Raw genomic sequence first — 15063 nt, forward strand, 5'->3', positions numbered from 1 at the left:
AGGGGAATGGGCGGGCTGATGAATTTCTCACACGTTGTCATTGTTATGGGAGTTGCGGGTACAGGGAAGTCCATAATTGGGGCATTACTGGCGGAAAAGGTCGGGGTGCCGTACGCGGAGGGTGATGACCTCCATCCGGCGGCCAACGTCGCCAAGATGGCGAGCGGGGTGCCGTTGAGCGACGAGGACCGGTGGCCGTGGCTGGACCTGGTCGGGGAATGGGCGCGGGGGCGGGCCGGCTCGGGCGGTGTGGTGACTTGCTCGGCGCTGCGGCGGGTCTACCGGGACCGGCTGCGCGAGGCGGCTCCGGGGGTGGCCTTCGTGCATCTGGCCGGAGAGCGGGCGCTGATCGAGGGGCGGATGCGGGAGCGGGGCGGGCACTTCATGCCGGTGGCCCTGCTCGATTCGCAGTTCGCGCTGCTGGAGGGCCTCGGGGAGGACGAGGCGGGCGTGACGGTGGGGGTTGAGGGGTCGCCGGGAGAGATTGTGGAGCGGGCGGTGGGGGCGTTGCGGGAATGCTGAGCGGGGGTAGTCGGCGGGGCGGGGCTGCCCGGGGCGGTGGGGGGACGGGGTCGGGGTGGACCGGCACGGGTCGGCTCGGGTCGGGACGGGCCCTGTCGGGACGGCCCTGGCCCGACGGGTGCGACCCCGGCGGACCTCCGTGGCTAGGGATGCCAGTGCGGGTGCTCCGACCGCGCCCACTCCCGGTCGACCTCCCCCGTCCGCATCCCTCGCCGTGCCTCCGGGCGCCCCGCCGCCATCCAGAGGTGTCCGGCGATGACGACCCCCATCGCCAGCGCGAGCCAGTCGTGCACGAAGGTCGCACCGGTACGCCACGTCAGTGGCGAAAGATGCGTGAACCACATCAGCAGCCCGGTGCCGAGCATCACCAGCGCCGCCCCCGCGACCCACCCCGCGTACAGCTTCTGTCCGGCGTTGAACTTGCCCGCGGGACGCGCGAGCTGACGACGCCGGGCGGCCCGCAGCCACTGCCTGTCGTGCGGGGTGAAGCGGCCCAGCACGCTCAGGTCGACCCGGAAGGGCCGCGAGAACAGGCCCAGGAAGTACGGCACCGGCATCAGGACCCCGCTCCAGATGTGCACCGTGACCACCAGGTGCCGTCGCCCCACCAGCTCCGCCAGGAAGGGCAGATAGAGGCAGGCGGCCGTGCCGATACAGGTGAGGGTGAGCACCGCGGTCGCGCGGTGGACCAGTCGCTGTGAGCGGGTGAACCGCGTCACCCGGGTGGGGAGTTCAGACCGTGGGGGTGTCGGTGCGGCCGTTGGACCTGCCGACCCAGGCGTCGATGTCATAGCCGAGTTCCTCCCAGTAGCCGGGCTGCACCCGGTCCGTGACCGTGATGCCCGAGAGCCACTTGGCCGATTTGTAGAAGTACATGGGGGCGACGTACAGCCGCACCGGCCCGCCGTGGGAGTGGGTGACGTCCTTGTCCTGCATCCTCAGTGCCACCAACACGTCCTTGCGGCCCGCCTGCTGGAGGGTGAGGCTCTCGCTGTAGGTGCCGTCGAAGCAGGTCAGGCGGAGGGCGCGGGCGGTGGACCGTACCCCCGCCAGGGACAGCAGATGCGACAGCTGTACGCCCTCGAAGGGAGTGTCCGGCACCCGCCACCCGGTGACGCACTGGACGTCGCGCACCAGCCGGGTCTGCGGCAGGGCGCGCAACTGGTCCAGGGTGTACGTCGCGGGGCGGTCGACCAGCCCGTCGACGGTGAGGCGGTAGTTCTCCGGGGTCTTCTTCGGGACGGAGGAGGCCACCGAGTAGTAGCGGAAGCCACCGCTGCCGGGGAAGAGGCCGGTCAGTCCGGTGGGGTCCTTGTCGGCGGCCGAGCCGAGGAAGGAGTCGATGCCGCTCTGGAGGTACGGGGCGGCGGCGACGCCCACGGCGCCGAGGCCGAGCATCCCGAGGACCAGGCGGCGCCCGACGGGGGTGCCGGGGGCGGGGGTGGCGGGCTCGGCCCGGCCCGCGGATTCGGCCCGCTCGGAGGGATCGGCCCGTTCGGCAGGCGCGGCGGGCTGCGGCGTTCCGTCCGGTGGCGGTGCTGGTGCTTGAGGGTTCACACCGACGATTCGAGCACTCGCGGCCGCCGGGTGCCAGGGGCCGCGAGTGCTCGTCAGGGTTTCGTCATATCCGAGGCGGGGTTCGCCGCATCCGGGGCGGGGCGGATCAGCTGTGGGCCGTCGCCCCTTCGGAGGCCGCCTTGTCCAGCTGGAACGCCTCGTTGCCGAGGCCGATCCTGGCGTGCACCTCGGGCTTGCGGGAGCGCAGCACCAGGCCGAAGACCACCCCGCCGAGGGCGGCCAGCGCGATGATGCCGGGCAGCACCCAGCTCAGCGTCGAGCCGGGGCCCGCGCCGACCAGGACGTCGAAGTCCTTGACGGTCACGACGGCGATACCGGTCAGGGCGACACCGGCGATGCTTGAGGCGATCAGCCGCCCGGCCTGCGCGCCCGCGGCCCCGCGACGTACGAAGAAGGCGATCACGGCGAACGAGGCGACGGCCATCAGCACCATCACACCGAGCGCGCCGATGTTGCCCATCCAGGTGAAGAGGTGGAGCACCGGGACGGTGGGGTCACCGTTCTTGGTGTCGTCGGTGAACGCGAAGACCGCGACGATGACCAGCGAGATGCCGGTCTGCAGGAGGGAGCCGGTGGCGGGGGCGCCACTGGTCTTGTTGGTACGGCCGAAGGCGGCGGGCAGCAGGCCCTCGCGGCCCATCGCGAAGGCGTAGCGGGCGACCACGTTGTGGAAGCTGAGCAGCGCCGCGATCATTCCGGTGACGTACAGGACGTGCAGGATGTCGTTGTAGGTCGACCCGAGCCGGGACTCGGTGAGTTCGAAGAGCAGTCCGGGGCCCGCGTCGGCGGCCGCCTTGACGATGTTGCCGGGGCCCGCGGCGACCGACATCGCCCAGGAGCTGAGGGCGAGGAAGACGACTCCGCAGCCCACGGCCAGGAACATGACACGCCGGACGACGACCTGCGGGCGGGCGGTCTCCTCGGCGTACACCGGGGCCTGCTCGAAGCCGACGAAGGCGGCGACGCAGAAGCACAGGGCGGTGCCGAGGCCCGCGCCGGTGAGGGTCTCGGGGTTGAAGGCCTGGAAGGAGATGCCCTCGGGGCCGGGGCTGGCTATCGCGGCCACGTCGAAGATCACCACGAGGATGCACTCGATGACGAGGAGGACGCCGAGCACCTTGGCGCTGAGGTCGATCTTCAGCCAGCCGAGCAGGCCGATGCCGACGACCGAGAGCAGGGCGAACACCCACCAGGGGACGGTGAGATCGAGGTAGGTGGCGAAGATGCCGGACACCTCGAAGCCGAGGATGCCGTAGATGCCGACCTGCATGGCGCTGTACGCGACCAGGGCGACCATCGAGGCACCGGCACCGGCGGTCGGGCCGAGACCGCGGGCGATGTACGCGTAGAACGCGCCGGCGTTGTGGACGTGCCTGCTCATCTCGGAGTAACCGAGACTGAACAGCAGCAGGATCGCGCCGAGGATGACGTAGATCAGCGGCTGGCCGACCACTCCCATCACACCGAAGGTGGTGGGCATGACACCGGCGACCGTCATCAGGATGGCGCTGGCGGCGAGGACCGAGAGCAGCAGGCCGCCGGTGCCGAGGCGGTCGGCACGGAGCGTGCGCTCCTCCCCCTTGAAGGTGCTGATTCCTTCGGATCCGCCGGCTGGGGCGCCGGCCTCTCTGGTCCCGTTCGTACGCGAACTGCCCGTCGACATGGCGGGGTTGTCCCTTCGGTGGTTGTCCGGGGCGCTGCCGGTCGTGCAGCGGCCGGTCGGTCTGGGGGTCCTGGGATGTGAGGTGCCGCGCGAGGCGCTCCGGTTCAGACGTCACCCAGGGCGGCGCTGCGTGCGGCGCGGAACGCCTTGTGCGGGTCCCGGTCGGGGAACGACCAGGGGGCTGCGGTGCGGTGCGGGCCGATCCGGTGGAACAGGGCGGCGGCCTCGGCGGTGCGGCCCTCGCAGTACTTCGCGTGCGCGAGGAAGTTGAGGTCGACACGGGAGCGGGGGTGCTCCTCGTGCTCCCACTCCAGCCACCAGTCGAAGGCAGCCTTCATCACCTGGCGGGCCCGGCGCCCCGACCAGTGGCCGGACATCGCCGGGTCCGGCGGGAGCTGTCCGGCGACGGACAGCACGCGGTAGCGCTCGGCGTGCGCGATGACCGGCAGGACCGCCAACGGCGAGTCGGCCGGGGCCTGCTCGGCGGCCCAGGCCGCGAAGTCGTACACCTCGTGGAGGGGGTCCTGCCCTATGTCGGGGCGGCGCTCCGCGAGCCGGGCGATGATCAGGTGGTGGGCGTGGTGGTGCTCCGGGTGGCGGGCCCTGACCTGGTCGTAGAGCTGGGTGACCTCCTCCTCGGTGCCGAGGTGGCGGGCGAGCAGCAGGAGGGCGAGCCAGGGGGTGGGGTCCTCGGGGCGCCGTTCGGCAGCCGTGCGGCAGGAGGCCCGGGCCCGGTCGGGGCAGCCCTTGCCGAGCAGCGCGCGGTGCACTTCGGCGCAGGCCAGCAGGGCGGCGGCGTCGGCGCTCTCGGGTTCGGCGAGCAGCCAGTCTCCGGCCCAGGCGTGGGTGCCCCTGGGTTCGGCGAGCACCAGCAGGCGGTGTCCGCGACGGTCCCACTCGTTGCCGGTACGGGCGAGCAGGGAGCGGACGGCGGTCCAGCGACCCTGGGCCAACTGGTCGCGTACGTCGATGAGTTCGGCGTCATCGAGGGCCGGGTCCGGCGGTTGTTCGCCGCGGCGGCGGGAGCGGCCGAGAAGTGGCGGAGGTGGGGCCATCCGCGGGGTACCTCCACGGCGCGCGAGCCAGCATTTGATCACGCACAGCAAAGCGGTACGGGTGGCTCCACGTCAAGGGGGGATAAGTACACACCGCCCCCAACTGGCTTTTTCGCGCGCCCAGTTGGTCATACTCTGGGGGCCATTCACCCAGGTGACACGTGGCGCGAGGACTAGGGTTGCCCCATGAGTGACGACACCACGCCTGCCGCCGAGCCGCCCGTCGCGCCGCCCGCCGCGCCGCCCGCCCGCACCCCTCTCCCGCCGTATCTGCTCGCCTTCCCCGGCCCGCTGCGCGACCGGCTGGTCGCCGCGGTCCTCTCCGGCGAGAAGGTCTCGACCACGGGCCTGCTCGCCGAATACCAGGCGGAGGACGAGGAGTTGCCCCCGGTGGGCGAGCGGTATGCGCTGATCGACTCGGCGGGCGAGGAGGTGGCGGTGCTGGAGGTGACGGAGGTGCGGGTGCTGCGGCTGGGGGACGTGGACCTCCAGCATGCGCGGGACGAGGGCGAGGGGCACACCTCGGTGGCCCGGTGGCGGGCCGATCACGAGAGGTTCTGGCACGGCGAGGAGATGCGGGAGGCGATGGGGGATCCGGAGTTCGTCGTGGACGACGCGACCGAGGTGGTGGCCGAGAGGTTCAGGGTGGTGGAGGTGAGGTAGGCGGGGGTACGGGCCCGGGCGGGCCGGGGCGGCTCCGCCGGGGGCCGCCCCCCCCGCCGTCGTGCTACTTCACCGCACGTGCCGCCGCCCGCCCCGCCGCGCGCCCGGAGAAGATGCAGCCGCCCAGGAACGTCCCCTCCAGGGACCGGTATCCGTGCACCCCTCCCCCACCGAACCCGGCCGCCTCGCCGGCCGCGTAGACGCCCGGGAGGGGTGTGCCCGCGGGCGTGAGGACCCGGGACGACAGGTCCGTCTCCAGGCCGCCCAGCGACTTGCGGGTGAGGATGTGCAGGCGTACGGCGATCAGCGGGCCCGCCGCCGGGTCGAGGACGCGGTGCGGGGTCGCGGTGCGGATCAGCTTGTCCCCGAGGTACTTGCGGGCCCCGTGGATGGCCGTGACCTGGAGGTCCTTGGTGAACGGGTTGGCCATCTCACGGTCGCGGGAGACGAGTTGGTGGCGCAGGGCGGCCTCGTCGATGAGGGGTTCCTTGGTGAGGGCGTTCATGCCCCGTACCAGCGAAGCCAGGTCCTTCTCGACGACGAAGTCCGCGCCCTTGTCCATGAACGCCTTCACGGGAGCGGGGACCGCTGCCCGGGCCCGGTCGATGACGCCGCGTACCGACTTCCCCGTCAGGTCGGGGTTCTGCTCGGAGCCCGAGAGGGCGAACTCCTTGCCGATGATCTTCTGGTCGAGGACGAACCAGGTGTAGTCGTAGCCGGTCTTCATGATGTGGTCGAGCGTGCCGAGGGTGTCGAATCCGGGGAAGAGCGGGACCGGGAGGCGGTTGCCGCGCGCGTCGAGCCAGAGCGAGGACGGTCCGGGGAGGATGCGGATGCCGTGCTTGGCCCAGATGGGGTTCCAGTTCTGGATGCCCTCGGTGTAGTGCCACATCCGGTCGCGGTTGATGTGGCTGGCGCCGGCCGTCTCGGTGACGCCGAGCATCAGGCCGTCGACATGGGCGGGGACGCCGGAGAGCATGTGGGCGGGCGGGGTGCCGAGGCGCTCGGGCCACTGGGCGCGGACCAGGTCGTGGTTGCCGCCGATGCCGCCGGAGGTGACGATCACCGCCTGGGCGCGGAGGGTGAAGTCCCCGGTGACGGTACGGGAGCTGGCGGTGCCGCGCGCGGCACTCGACGCCTCCAGAACCTCACCGGTCACGGTGTCCACGGAGCCGGCGGTGGACTCCAGCCCGGTCACCCGGTGCCGGAACCTGAAGGTGACCAGCCCCCGGGCGACGCCCTCGCGGACCCGCTGCTCGAAGGGGGCGACCAGACCGGGGCCGGTACCCCAGGTGATGTGGAAACGCGGCACCGAGTTGCCGTGACCGTTCGCGTCGTAACCCCCGCGCTCGGCCCAGCCGACCACCGGGAAGAAGCGGACTCCCCTGGAGTGCAGCCAGGACCGCTTCTCGCCGGCCGCGAAGTCGACGTACGCCTCGGCCCACTTGCGCGGCCAGGCGTCCTCCTCGCGGTCGAAGCCGGCCGTCCCCAGCCAGTCCTGGAGGGCGAGGTCGCGGCTGTCCTTGACGCGCATCCGGCGCTGCTCGGGCGAGTCGACGAGGAAGAGGCCGCCGAAGGACCAGTGCGCCTGGCCGCCGATCGACTGCTCGGGCTCCTGGTCGAGGAGGATCACCTTCCGCCCGGCGTCCACCAGCTCGGCGGTGGCGACGAGGCCCGCCAGGCCGGCTCCGATGACGATGACGTCCGCGTCGTACCCCTTGGCATCCATGGCCCGATCTTCGGTACGCGACAGTAACTAGTCAACTGTCCGGGGCGTCGGCCCGGGGCGGCAGGTCAGCCGTCACCGAGCCGCTTCCGGGGGCCCGAGGCGGGGCATCCGTAGCGCAGGACCCGTCCCCGGCCGTCGCAGCGATCACCGGCCCTGTGCCGCTATGGTCGGGCCAAGTCCCCCCACTCCGCCACCTGTTGAGGGTTCAGACAGTGTCACTGACTGTTCTTCTGCTCGCCCTGGGCGCCGCGTGCTGCATCGGTTCCGGTTTTGTCCTTCAGCAGGACGCCGCCCGACAGGCACCGCTCGGTGACTTCCTCTCGCTGCGGCTGCTGCTCGATCTTGTGAGGGTGCCGCGCTGGCTGGCCGGGATCGGCTGCATGGTGGCGGGCATGGTGCTGGGCGCGCTGGCGCTGGCGCACGGGGAGATCTCCCTGGTCGAGCCGCTGCTCGCGACCAACCTGCTGTTCGCGATGGCGCTGTCGCGCTGGCGGAGCGGGTGCCGGCTGGGGAAGCAGGGCTGGGCCGGGCTGTGGCTGCTGGCCTCAGGGGTGGCCGCGTTCCTGCTGGCGGGGCAGCCGCGCGGCGGCGGGGCTGAGGTGGATCCGCTGCGGCACTGGGTGGTCGTGGGGGTCGTCCTCGGGCTGGCGCTGCTGCTGACCGCGCACGCGAAACGGTCCCGGATGAGCTCGGGGCCCGCGCTGCTCGCCCTGGCGGCCGGGCTGCTGTACGGGTTGCAGGACGCGTTGACGCGGGTGAGCGGGCAGCGGTTCGCGGAGGGCGGCTGGACCGCGCTGGCCGGCGGCTGGCAGGTGTGCGGGGTGGTGGCGCTCGGTATCGCCGGTCTGGTGCTGGTGCAGAGCGCGTTCGGGACGGGGACGCTGCGGGCGTCGCTGCCGGCGCTGACGGCCGCGCAGCCGTTGGCGGGGGTGGCGTGCGGCGTCGGCTTCCTGGGCGACCGGTTGCAGACGAGTCCGGGGGCGCTGGCGGGGGAAGCGGCCGGGCTGGTGGCGATCGTGGCGGGCATAGTGCTGCTGGGCCGGCATCCGGCCATGCCGACCGGGGCAACGGTCGCCAGGAAGGTGCTGGTACGGGGCTGAACCGCCTCTGCACTCTCCCCACAACCCCCCTGACCTGGCACTCTCGCATTTAATAATGGCCAGTATTACAATAGTCGCATGCCAAGAACGTCAGGCCCCGAGACCCGGGACAAGCTGATCCGCGCGGCCGAGGAGGTCTTCGCCGCGCAGGGCGTGGACGGCGCCCAGTTGCGGGACGTCGTCAGGCTGGCCGGGCAGAGCAATCCGTCGGCGGTGCAGTACCACTTCGGCTCGCGCGGCGGTCTCCTGGACGCCGTGATGGCCCAGCGCCAGCAGCGCACCGAGCGGGTGCTCGCGCCACGGCTGTCCGAGTGCCCGGATTCGGTACGGGAGTTGATCGGCGCACTCGTTGCCGCCGAGGCCACCGAGCTGGCCACCGAGCGCGGCCGGCGCGGTCTGCTGATCTCGGCCCAGCTCAGCCACCAGAGCGGCGTCCGGACCGGAATTCCGCACCCGACGCTGGCCGGGACGGCGTACTGGCAATTGATCGGGCGCGTCGGTGCCGCACTGGCGGCCGGACCACTGCCCCAGCCCCTGCGGCTGGAGCGGCTCGACCTCGCGCTGACCCTGATCGGCGCCGCCCTGTCCGACCGGGCCCGCCAGTACCTGGCCGGTGCCACCCCGCTGACCGGCGAGGACGTGTTCCTCGCGGACCTGGTGGAGACCACCGCAGCACTGCTCGGTGCGCCGCACGCCCCGGCCACGTAACCCCGGCCCCGTAACCCCGGCCACGTCGCCCCACAGACCGCACCTCTGACGCCACAGACACCACAAGCACCACTGAGAGAAGAGCGCACCATGAGCAACAACGACCTCACCGGCAGGACCGTCATCGTCACCGGGGGCGCCCGGGGTCTGGGCGCGGAGGCAGCCCGGCAGGCGGTGGCGGCCGGCGCCAACGTGGTGATTACCGACGTGCTCGACGAGGACGGTGCCGTCACCGCCGCCGAGCTCGGCGAGCGGGCCCGCTTCCAGCACCACGATGTGACCTCCGAGGAGGACTGGGCGCGCGTCGCCGCCTATGCGGTCGCCGAGTTCGGTTCCCTCGACGGGCTGGTGAACAATGCCGGGATATCCACCGGCCAGTTCCTCGCCGAGGAGTCCGTCGAGCACTTCCGCAAGGTCCTCGACATCAACCTGACCGGTGTCTTCATCGGCATGAAGACCGTCATCCCGGCGATGAAGGAGAACGGCGGCGGTTCGATCGTCAACATCTCCTCCGCCGCAGGCCTGATGGGCCTGGCGCTGACCGCCGGGTACGGCGCCTCCAAGTGGGGCGTGCGCGGGCTGACCAAGATCGGCGCCGTTGAGCTGGGCACCGAGCGGATCCGCGTCAACTCCGTCCACCCGGGCATGACCTACACCCCGATGACCGCCTCCGTCGGTATCCAGCAGGGCGAGGGCAACTACCCCAACACCCCGATGGGCCGGGTGGGTGAGCCCGAGGAGATCGCGGGCGCGGTCGTCTTCCTGCTGTCGGACTCCGCGTCCTACGTGACCGGCGCCGAGTTGGCGGTGGACGGCGGCTGGACGACCGGCCCGACGGTGAAGTACGTCATGGGCCAGTAGTGACGAGTGGGGTTGGATGGCCCCATGAGTCCTGCTGTGGATCCCCGCGAAGAACAAAGTGCTGCTGAGCAGAGCAGTCCTGCTGACGAGATCCTCGACCTCGTCGACGAGAACGACGAGGTCGTGGGACAGGCCCCGCGCGGCGAGGCGACCGCGCGGGGCCTTCGCCATCGCTGTGCCTTCATCCGCGTCCGCGATGCCGGGGGCAGGACCTTCGTGCACCGGCGGACCGCGACCAAACTGGTCTATCCGTCGCTGTACGACATGTTCGTGGGCGGGGTCGTGGGCGCGGGCGAGACCTACGACGAGGCGGCGCTGCGCGAGGCGCAGGAGGAGTTGGGGGTGCGGGGGCTGCCACAGCCGGCGTTGCTGTTCAAGTTCCTGTACGAGAGCGCGGACGGCGCGCACTCCTGGTGGTCGTCGGTGTACGAGGTGCGCTGTGAGCTGCCGGTGAATCCGCAGGTGGAGGAGGTCGCGTGGCACGACTTCCTCGACGAGGAGGAGCTGACGCGGCGGCTGGCGGAGTGGGAGTGGGTGCCGGACGGGCTCGCGGCGTACCGGCGGCTGTGCGAGCTGGGCCGATGAGCGGGCTGGTGCGGGGGCTACGGCTGTGGTTCGCACCAGAGCGCATCCGCGAGGAGGGTGACACACCGGACTACCGGTTCTCGCTGGCCAATGAGCGGACCTTCCTGGCGTGGGTGCGGACCGCGCTGGCGCTGGTCGGGGCCGGGTTCGCGGTCGATCAGTTCCTGCCGGACCTGCGGTGGGGCGTGCGGGTGGGGATGGCGGTCGCGCTGCTGGTGGCGGGGGCGCTGTGCGCGCTGCGGGCAGTGAACCACTGGGTGCGCTGCGAGCGGGCGATGCGGCGCGGCGAGGACCTGCCGGTGACGCGCTTCCCGACGGTGCTCTCGCTGCTGGTGGGGGTGGTCGCGGTGGCGATGGTGGTGGTCGTGCTGTCCGGGTGGGCGGGGTGAGTACGGCTGCGGAGGCAGTGGTCCCGGAGCGCGATCCCGGGCTCCAGCCGGAACGGACCCGGCTGGCGTGGCGGCGTACCACCCTGTCCTGCACGGTGGTCGCGGTGCTCGCCGGGAAGCAGGCACTGCACGACGGGTTCACTCCGCTCGGGGTGGTGGCCGCCGCGCTGAGTGCGCTGGTGTGGGTGGGGTTCCTGGTGGTGGCGCACCGGCGCATCCAGGGACTGGACCGGGCGCGGCCCGAGGTGCTGGCGCCGCGTGGGGCGTCGGCGGCGGTGGTGTGTGTGCTGGCGCTGGCCGCGTTCGGGGTGGCGGTGCTGGCGGGGTGAGCGGGGGGGACGGCGGGTGGGCCGGGGCGGGTGGGCCGGGGCGGGTGAGCCGGCTTTCTACGGGTGGCGGCTGGGCCGTACCGTACCCCCCTCTGGACGACATACCGACTGGTCGGCATCATGGGGGGCGGCAGCCCGCTCGCACGCACCGGAGGTACCCCCATGAGCACCGTCCCCCCGACCGGGCCGACGGCCGACGCGCCGCCCGGGCTCGACCCGGAGCGGCTGCGCGCCCATCTTGACCGGGAGCGTCCGGGACTGGTGTCGGGCCCGTTGTCCGCCCGGCTGATCCAGGGCGGCCGGTCCAATCTGACGTATGCGGTGACGGACGGGAAGAGCCGTTGGGTGGTACGTCGTCCCCCGCTCGGCCACGTACTGGCGACGGCGCACGACATGGCGCGCGAGTTCCGGGTGATCAGCGGGCTGCATCCGACCAAGGTGCCGGTGCCGGAGCCGATTCTGCTGTGCGAGGACGAGGCGGTGATCGGATCGCCTTTCTACGTGATGGAGTTCGTGGACGGCACGCCGTACCGGACCGCCGGCGAGCTGGCTCCGCTCGGCGCCGAGCGGACCCGGGCCGCCCTGCTGGGGCTGGTGGACACGCTCGTGGAGCTGCACGCCGTGGAACCCGAGGCGGTCGGGCTCGGTGACTTCGGGCGGCCCGAAGGCTTCCTGGAACGCCAACTACGGCGCTGGGGAAAGCAGTTGGACGCCTCGCGCAACCGCGACCTGCCGGGCATCGACGAGCTGCACGCCGCGCTCGGGAAGAAGCTGCCCGCCTCCCCCGCGCCGACCGTGGTGCACGGCGACTACCGCCTGGACAACGTCCTGATCGGCGGCCCGGACGACAGCATCCGGGCGATCCTCGACTGGGAGATGTCGACGCTCGGCGACCCGTTGACCGACCTCGGACTGCTGGTGATGTACAGCACCGAGCTCGATCTGCCCAACTCCCCGATCTCCACCACCGCTTCGGCAGCCGGCCATCCTTCGGAGGGCGAGATCGTCGCCCGGTACGCGGCCGCCTCCGGCCGGGATGTGTCGGCGATCAACTGGTACACGGCATTCGCCTGGTTCAAGCTCGCCGTGATCCTCGAAGGCATCCACTACCGCTTCACGCTCGGGCAGACCGTCGGCCCCGGCTTCGACCGGATCGGCGAACTGGTTCCCCTGTTCATCCAGCATGGCCTGACGACCCTTCAGAAGGGCTGATTCCTCATGGACTTCGCATACGACGCACGGACCGAAGAGCTGCGCACCAAGCTGCTCGCCTTCATGGACGAGCACGTCTACCCGGCGGAGCAGACCGCGCACGAGCAGCGCCTGCTGCTCGACTCGCCGTGGGACACCCCGGCGGTGGTGGAGGAGCTGAAGGAGGAGGCGCGGCGGCAGGGGCTGTGGAACCTCTTCCTGCCGGACGCCGCCTACGGCGCCGGGCTGACCAATCTCCAGTACGCGCCGCTGGCCGAGATCACCGGCCGTTCCCCGCAGTTGGCGCCGACCGCGCTGAACTGTGCGGCGCCGGACACCGGGAACATGGAGCTGCTGACCGAGTTCGCCAGTGAGCAGCAGAAGAAGCAGTGGCTGGAGCCGCTGCTGGCCGGGGAGATCCGGTCGGCGTTCGCGATGACGGAGCCGGAGGCGGCCTCCTCGGACGCGACGAACATCGAGACCAGGATCGAACGCTCCCAGGACGGCTCCGAGTACGTCGTCACGGGCCGCAAGTGGTACATCTCCGGGGCGATGAACCCGGACTGCAAGATCTTCATCGTGATGGGCAAGACCGACCCGGACGGCGCGGACGTCCGCCGTCAGCAGTCGATGATCCTGGTGCCGCGTGACACCCCGGGCGTGGAAGTGCGGCGCGCGATGCAGGTGTACGGGTACGAGGACCACTACCACGGGGGGCACGCGGAGGTCTCGTTCGACAACGTCCGGGTGCCGGCCGCGAACCTGGTCGGCGAGGAGGGCGGCGGCTTCGCCATCGCCCAGGCGCGGCTCGGCCCGGGGCGTATCCACCACTGCATGCGGCTGATCGGCATGGCCGAGCGGGCGATCGAGCTGATGTGCCGCCGGGCGGTCTCGCGCACCGCCTTCGGCAAGACGCTGGCCCAGCAGGGCGTCGTGCAGAACTGGATCGCGGACGCCCGGGTCACCGTGGAGCAGCTGCGGCTGCTCGTGCTGAAGACGGCCTGGCTGATGGACAACGTCGGCAACCGGGGTGCGCACACCGAGATCCAGGCGATCAAGATCGCGACGCCGCGTGCGGTACTGGACATCATCGACAACGCGGTGCAGCTGCACGGGGCGGGCGGGGTCAGCCAGGACTTCCCGCTGGCGGAGCTGTGGGCGGCGGCGCGGACGCTGCGGCTGGCGGACGGGCCCGACGAGGTGCACCAGCGGTCGCTGGCGCGGCGGGAGCTGAAGAAGTACCTGTAGGCCGTGCGGCCGGCCGCGCAGGGGGTGGTGCGGCCGGCCGCGCAGGGGGTGGCGGTGGCGTGCGGGTGGGGAGGCTTCGGGTCTCTTCCGGTGGGACCAAGGTCCCGTCGAAAGAGGCCGGTGTCCGCAACAGGATGTCCGTATCGCCGGGTAAGTTCGATTGGTCCCTCGATCGAAAGTGCCCCCACATGTCTCACAGTTCCGCCGCCGCGCCTGCCCGCATCGCGAACCCGGGTCCGCTCGGGCTGGCCGCGTTCGCGCTGACCACCTTCGTGCTCAGCATGTTCAACTCGGGGCTGGTCCCGAACGCCGCGCTGAGCGCGGTCGTGCTGCCGCTCGCGCTGTTCTACGGCGGGCTGGCGCAGTTCGCCGCCGGGCTCTTCGAGTTCCGGCGCGGCAACACCTTCGGGGCGACGGCCTTCGTGTCGTACGGCGCCTTCTGGATGTCCTTCGCGGGGTACGTGAGGTTCGTGGTGCCCGCTCTGCCGAAGGAGGACGCGCACCTGGCGACGGGGCTCTTCTTGATCGCGTGGTTCGTCTTCACGCTGTACATGACCGTCGCGGCGCTGAAGCTGGATGTGGCGCACCGGCTGATCTTCATCACGCTGACGCTGACGTTCCTGTTCCTGGCGCTGGGTGACCTGGCGCAGAACGCGACACTGGGGCACGTGGGCGGTTTCCTCGGCCTGCTGTGCGCGGGCTGCGCCTGGTACACCTCCTTCGCGACGGTGACGAACGAGACGTGGGGGCGGAAGGTCCTGCCGCTCGGCTGAGAGCCCGCGCCCCCGGGTCGCCCTCCCCGCGTCAGGGCCGGAGCGCCCTCAGCAGCAGATCGGCGAGGTGGTCGGCGACCTGCTGCGGGGTGAGCGGGCCACCGGGGCGGTACCAGGTGGAGAGGTGGTGCACGGAGCCGAAGTGGTAGTCGACGACCAGGTCGGCGGGGGTGGCCGTGGAGAAGACGCCCGTCTTCTGGCCCTCCTCGACCAGGGCGCGGAACCGCTCGTGGTAGCGGCGCCGCTCGGAACGCACCTGCTTGTCCTTCTCCGGGCTCAGGTGGTGCATGGAGCGGAAGAAGATCGACGCGTCGTCGAGGTTCTCGATGGTGGTGACGACGACGTCCGCCGCCGCGTCGCGCAGCCGCTGCTCGACGGGGGCGTCCGCGTCGGCGAAGTCGTCGAGACGCTCCTGCTGGAGGCGCAGCACACGGCCGTACACCTCGTGCAGCAGATCGTCCTTGGAACCGAAGTAGTGGTAGAGCGCGCCCTTGGTGACGCCCGCCGCCTCGACGATCTCCTGGACCGAGGTGCGGTCGTAGCCGCGCTCGGCGAAGAGCCGGGTGGCGGCGGCCAGCAGCCGCTGCGGAACGGGGGTGCCGCTCGGGTCCGTCGTTCTGGCCATTGCCGCCACCTGCCTTGCCTTGTCGCTTGTCTGTAGTGCCCGTT

The 15063-nt window shown here is 71.4% G+C and carries 17 protein-coding genes; 11 read left to right on the forward strand and 6 right to left on the reverse strand.

Annotated elements, in window-relative coordinates; all coding sequences use genetic code 11:
- The first annotated feature begins 18 nt into the window (after positions 1-18).
- Positions 19-522 (forward strand): gluconokinase, encoded by a 504-nt coding sequence (locus tag ACIA73_RS15110; protein WP_399438902.1) that lies wholly within the window; start codon positions 19-21, stop codon positions 520-522.
- Positions 523-665: 143 nt separating this feature from the next.
- Here the strand turns inward: ACIA73_RS15110 and ACIA73_RS15115 are convergent, their stop codons facing one another.
- From ACIA73_RS15115 to ACIA73_RS15130, 4 genes are all read right to left on the reverse strand, one after another.
- Positions 666-1313: a cytochrome b/b6 domain-containing protein gene (locus tag ACIA73_RS15115; RefSeq protein ID WP_399438903.1), complete on the reverse strand. Its 648-nt coding sequence runs from the start codon at positions 1311-1313 to the stop codon at positions 666-668.
- Positions 1255-1920, reverse strand: coding sequence for a molybdopterin-dependent oxidoreductase (locus tag ACIA73_RS15120; protein ID WP_399439044.1), 666 nt, complete (start codon positions 1918-1920; stop codon positions 1255-1257). Before ACIA73_RS15120 ends, ACIA73_RS15115 begins: the two co-directional genes overlap by 59 nt.
- A gap of 265 nt (positions 1921-2185) precedes the next feature.
- A complete protein-coding gene (locus ACIA73_RS15125) occupies positions 2186-3763 on the reverse strand; it encodes an APC family permease (protein ID WP_399438904.1) in 1578 nt (525 codons plus the stop codon).
- A gap of 104 nt (positions 3764-3867) precedes the next feature.
- On the reverse strand, positions 3868-4818 hold the full coding sequence (locus tag ACIA73_RS15130) for a hypothetical protein (RefSeq protein WP_399438905.1): 951 nt from the start codon (positions 4816-4818) through the stop codon (positions 3868-3870).
- A 186-nt stretch (positions 4819-5004) separates the two neighbouring features.
- Here ACIA73_RS15130 and ACIA73_RS15135 point away from each other — a divergent pair, with 186 nt between their 5' ends.
- Positions 5005-5481, forward strand: a complete 477-nt coding sequence (locus ACIA73_RS15135) for an ASCH domain-containing protein (RefSeq protein WP_399438906.1) — start codon at positions 5005-5007, stop codon at positions 5479-5481.
- A 64-nt stretch (positions 5482-5545) separates the two neighbouring features.
- On the opposite strand, the gene ACIA73_RS15140 is transcribed toward ACIA73_RS15135, so the two are convergent.
- Positions 5546-7210: an FAD-binding dehydrogenase gene (locus ACIA73_RS15140; RefSeq protein WP_399438907.1), complete on the reverse strand. Its 1665-nt coding sequence runs from the start codon at positions 7208-7210 to the stop codon at positions 5546-5548.
- Between the two features lie 212 nt (positions 7211-7422).
- Between ACIA73_RS15140 and ACIA73_RS15145 the strand changes: the two genes are divergently transcribed.
- From ACIA73_RS15145 to ACIA73_RS15185, 9 genes are all read left to right on the forward strand, one after another.
- A complete protein-coding gene (locus tag ACIA73_RS15145) occupies positions 7423-8310 on the forward strand; it encodes a DMT family transporter (protein ID WP_399438908.1) in 888 nt (295 codons plus the stop codon).
- A gap of 78 nt (positions 8311-8388) precedes the next feature.
- Complete coding sequence (locus ACIA73_RS15150; protein ID WP_399438909.1) at positions 8389-9018, forward strand: TetR/AcrR family transcriptional regulator; 630 nt, start codon at positions 8389-8391, stop codon at positions 9016-9018.
- A 90-nt stretch (positions 9019-9108) separates the two neighbouring features.
- Positions 9109-9879: a glucose 1-dehydrogenase gene (locus ACIA73_RS15155; RefSeq protein WP_399438910.1), complete on the forward strand. Its 771-nt coding sequence runs from the start codon at positions 9109-9111 to the stop codon at positions 9877-9879.
- Between the two features lie 24 nt (positions 9880-9903).
- Positions 9904-10464, forward strand: coding sequence for an NUDIX hydrolase (locus tag ACIA73_RS15160; protein WP_399438911.1), 561 nt, complete (start codon positions 9904-9906; stop codon positions 10462-10464).
- Positions 10461-10853 (forward strand): YidH family protein, encoded by a 393-nt coding sequence (locus ACIA73_RS15165; protein WP_399438912.1) that lies wholly within the window; start codon positions 10461-10463, stop codon positions 10851-10853. Before ACIA73_RS15160 ends, ACIA73_RS15165 begins: the two co-directional genes overlap by 4 nt.
- Positions 10850-11182 carry a DUF202 domain-containing protein gene (locus ACIA73_RS15170; protein ID WP_399438913.1) on the forward strand — a complete coding sequence of 111 codons (333 nt, stop codon included), beginning with the start codon at positions 10850-10852 and terminating at the stop codon, positions 11180-11182. Before ACIA73_RS15165 ends, ACIA73_RS15170 begins: the two co-directional genes overlap by 4 nt.
- 162 nt (positions 11183-11344) lie before the next feature.
- Entirely contained in the window at positions 11345-12394 is a 1050-nt protein-coding gene (locus tag ACIA73_RS15175; RefSeq protein ID WP_399438914.1) for a phosphotransferase family protein, read from the forward strand.
- A gap of 6 nt (positions 12395-12400) precedes the next feature.
- On the forward strand, positions 12401-13621 hold the full coding sequence (locus ACIA73_RS15180) for an acyl-CoA dehydrogenase family protein (RefSeq protein ID WP_399438915.1): 1221 nt from the start codon (positions 12401-12403) through the stop codon (positions 13619-13621).
- A 188-nt stretch (positions 13622-13809) separates the two neighbouring features.
- A complete protein-coding gene (locus ACIA73_RS15185) occupies positions 13810-14394 on the forward strand; it encodes an acetate uptake transporter (RefSeq protein ID WP_399438916.1) in 585 nt (194 codons plus the stop codon).
- A gap of 31 nt (positions 14395-14425) precedes the next feature.
- Here ACIA73_RS15185 and ACIA73_RS15190 read toward each other — a convergent pair whose 3' ends face one another.
- Positions 14426-15019, reverse strand: coding sequence for a TetR/AcrR family transcriptional regulator (locus ACIA73_RS15190; protein WP_399438917.1), 594 nt, complete (start codon positions 15017-15019; stop codon positions 14426-14428).
- Positions 15020-15063: the final 44 nt, after the last annotated feature.

Origin of the sequence: Streptomyces sp. NPDC051561, from assembly GCF_044454195.1 — a bacterium.
GTDB lineage: Bacteria > Actinomycetota > Actinomycetes > Streptomycetales > Streptomycetaceae > Streptomyces.

What these genes read in the sequence shown, in the direction of transcription:
- ACIA73_RS15110 (WP_399438902.1), top strand. Translation starts at nt 19, where the DNA reads ATGAATTTCTCACACGTTGTCATTGTTATGGGAGTTGCGGGTACAGGG.
- ACIA73_RS15115 (WP_399438903.1), bottom strand. Translation starts at nt 1,313, where the DNA reads ATGACATCGACGCCTGGGTCGGCAGGTCCAACGGCCGCACCGACACCC.
- ACIA73_RS15120 (WP_399439044.1), bottom strand. Translation starts at nt 1,920, where the DNA reads ATGCTCGGCCTCGGCGCCGTGGGCGTCGCCGCCGCCCCGTACCTCCAG.
- ACIA73_RS15125 (WP_399438904.1), bottom strand. Translation starts at nt 3,763, where the DNA reads ATGTCGACGGGCAGTTCGCGTACGAACGGGACCAGAGAGGCCGGCGCC.
- ACIA73_RS15130 (WP_399438905.1), bottom strand. Translation starts at nt 4,818, where the DNA reads ATGGCCCCACCTCCGCCACTTCTCGGCCGCTCCCGCCGCCGCGGCGAA.
- ACIA73_RS15135 (WP_399438906.1), top strand. Translation starts at nt 5,005, where the DNA reads ATGAGTGACGACACCACGCCTGCCGCCGAGCCGCCCGTCGCGCCGCCC.
- ACIA73_RS15140 (WP_399438907.1), bottom strand. Translation starts at nt 7,210, where the DNA reads ATGGATGCCAAGGGGTACGACGCGGACGTCATCGTCATCGGAGCCGGC.
- ACIA73_RS15150 (WP_399438909.1), top strand. Translation starts at nt 8,389, where the DNA reads ATGCCAAGAACGTCAGGCCCCGAGACCCGGGACAAGCTGATCCGCGCG.
- ACIA73_RS15155 (WP_399438910.1), top strand. Translation starts at nt 9,109, where the DNA reads ATGAGCAACAACGACCTCACCGGCAGGACCGTCATCGTCACCGGGGGC.
- ACIA73_RS15160 (WP_399438911.1), top strand. Translation starts at nt 9,904, where the DNA reads ATGAGTCCTGCTGTGGATCCCCGCGAAGAACAAAGTGCTGCTGAGCAG.
- ACIA73_RS15165 (WP_399438912.1), top strand. Translation starts at nt 10,461, where the DNA reads ATGAGCGGGCTGGTGCGGGGGCTACGGCTGTGGTTCGCACCAGAGCGC.
- ACIA73_RS15175 (WP_399438914.1), top strand. Translation starts at nt 11,345, where the DNA reads ATGAGCACCGTCCCCCCGACCGGGCCGACGGCCGACGCGCCGCCCGGG.
- ACIA73_RS15180 (WP_399438915.1), top strand. Translation starts at nt 12,401, where the DNA reads ATGGACTTCGCATACGACGCACGGACCGAAGAGCTGCGCACCAAGCTG.
- ACIA73_RS15185 (WP_399438916.1), top strand. Translation starts at nt 13,810, where the DNA reads ATGTCTCACAGTTCCGCCGCCGCGCCTGCCCGCATCGCGAACCCGGGT.
- ACIA73_RS15190 (WP_399438917.1), bottom strand. Translation starts at nt 15,019, where the DNA reads ATGGCCAGAACGACGGACCCGAGCGGCACCCCCGTTCCGCAGCGGCTG.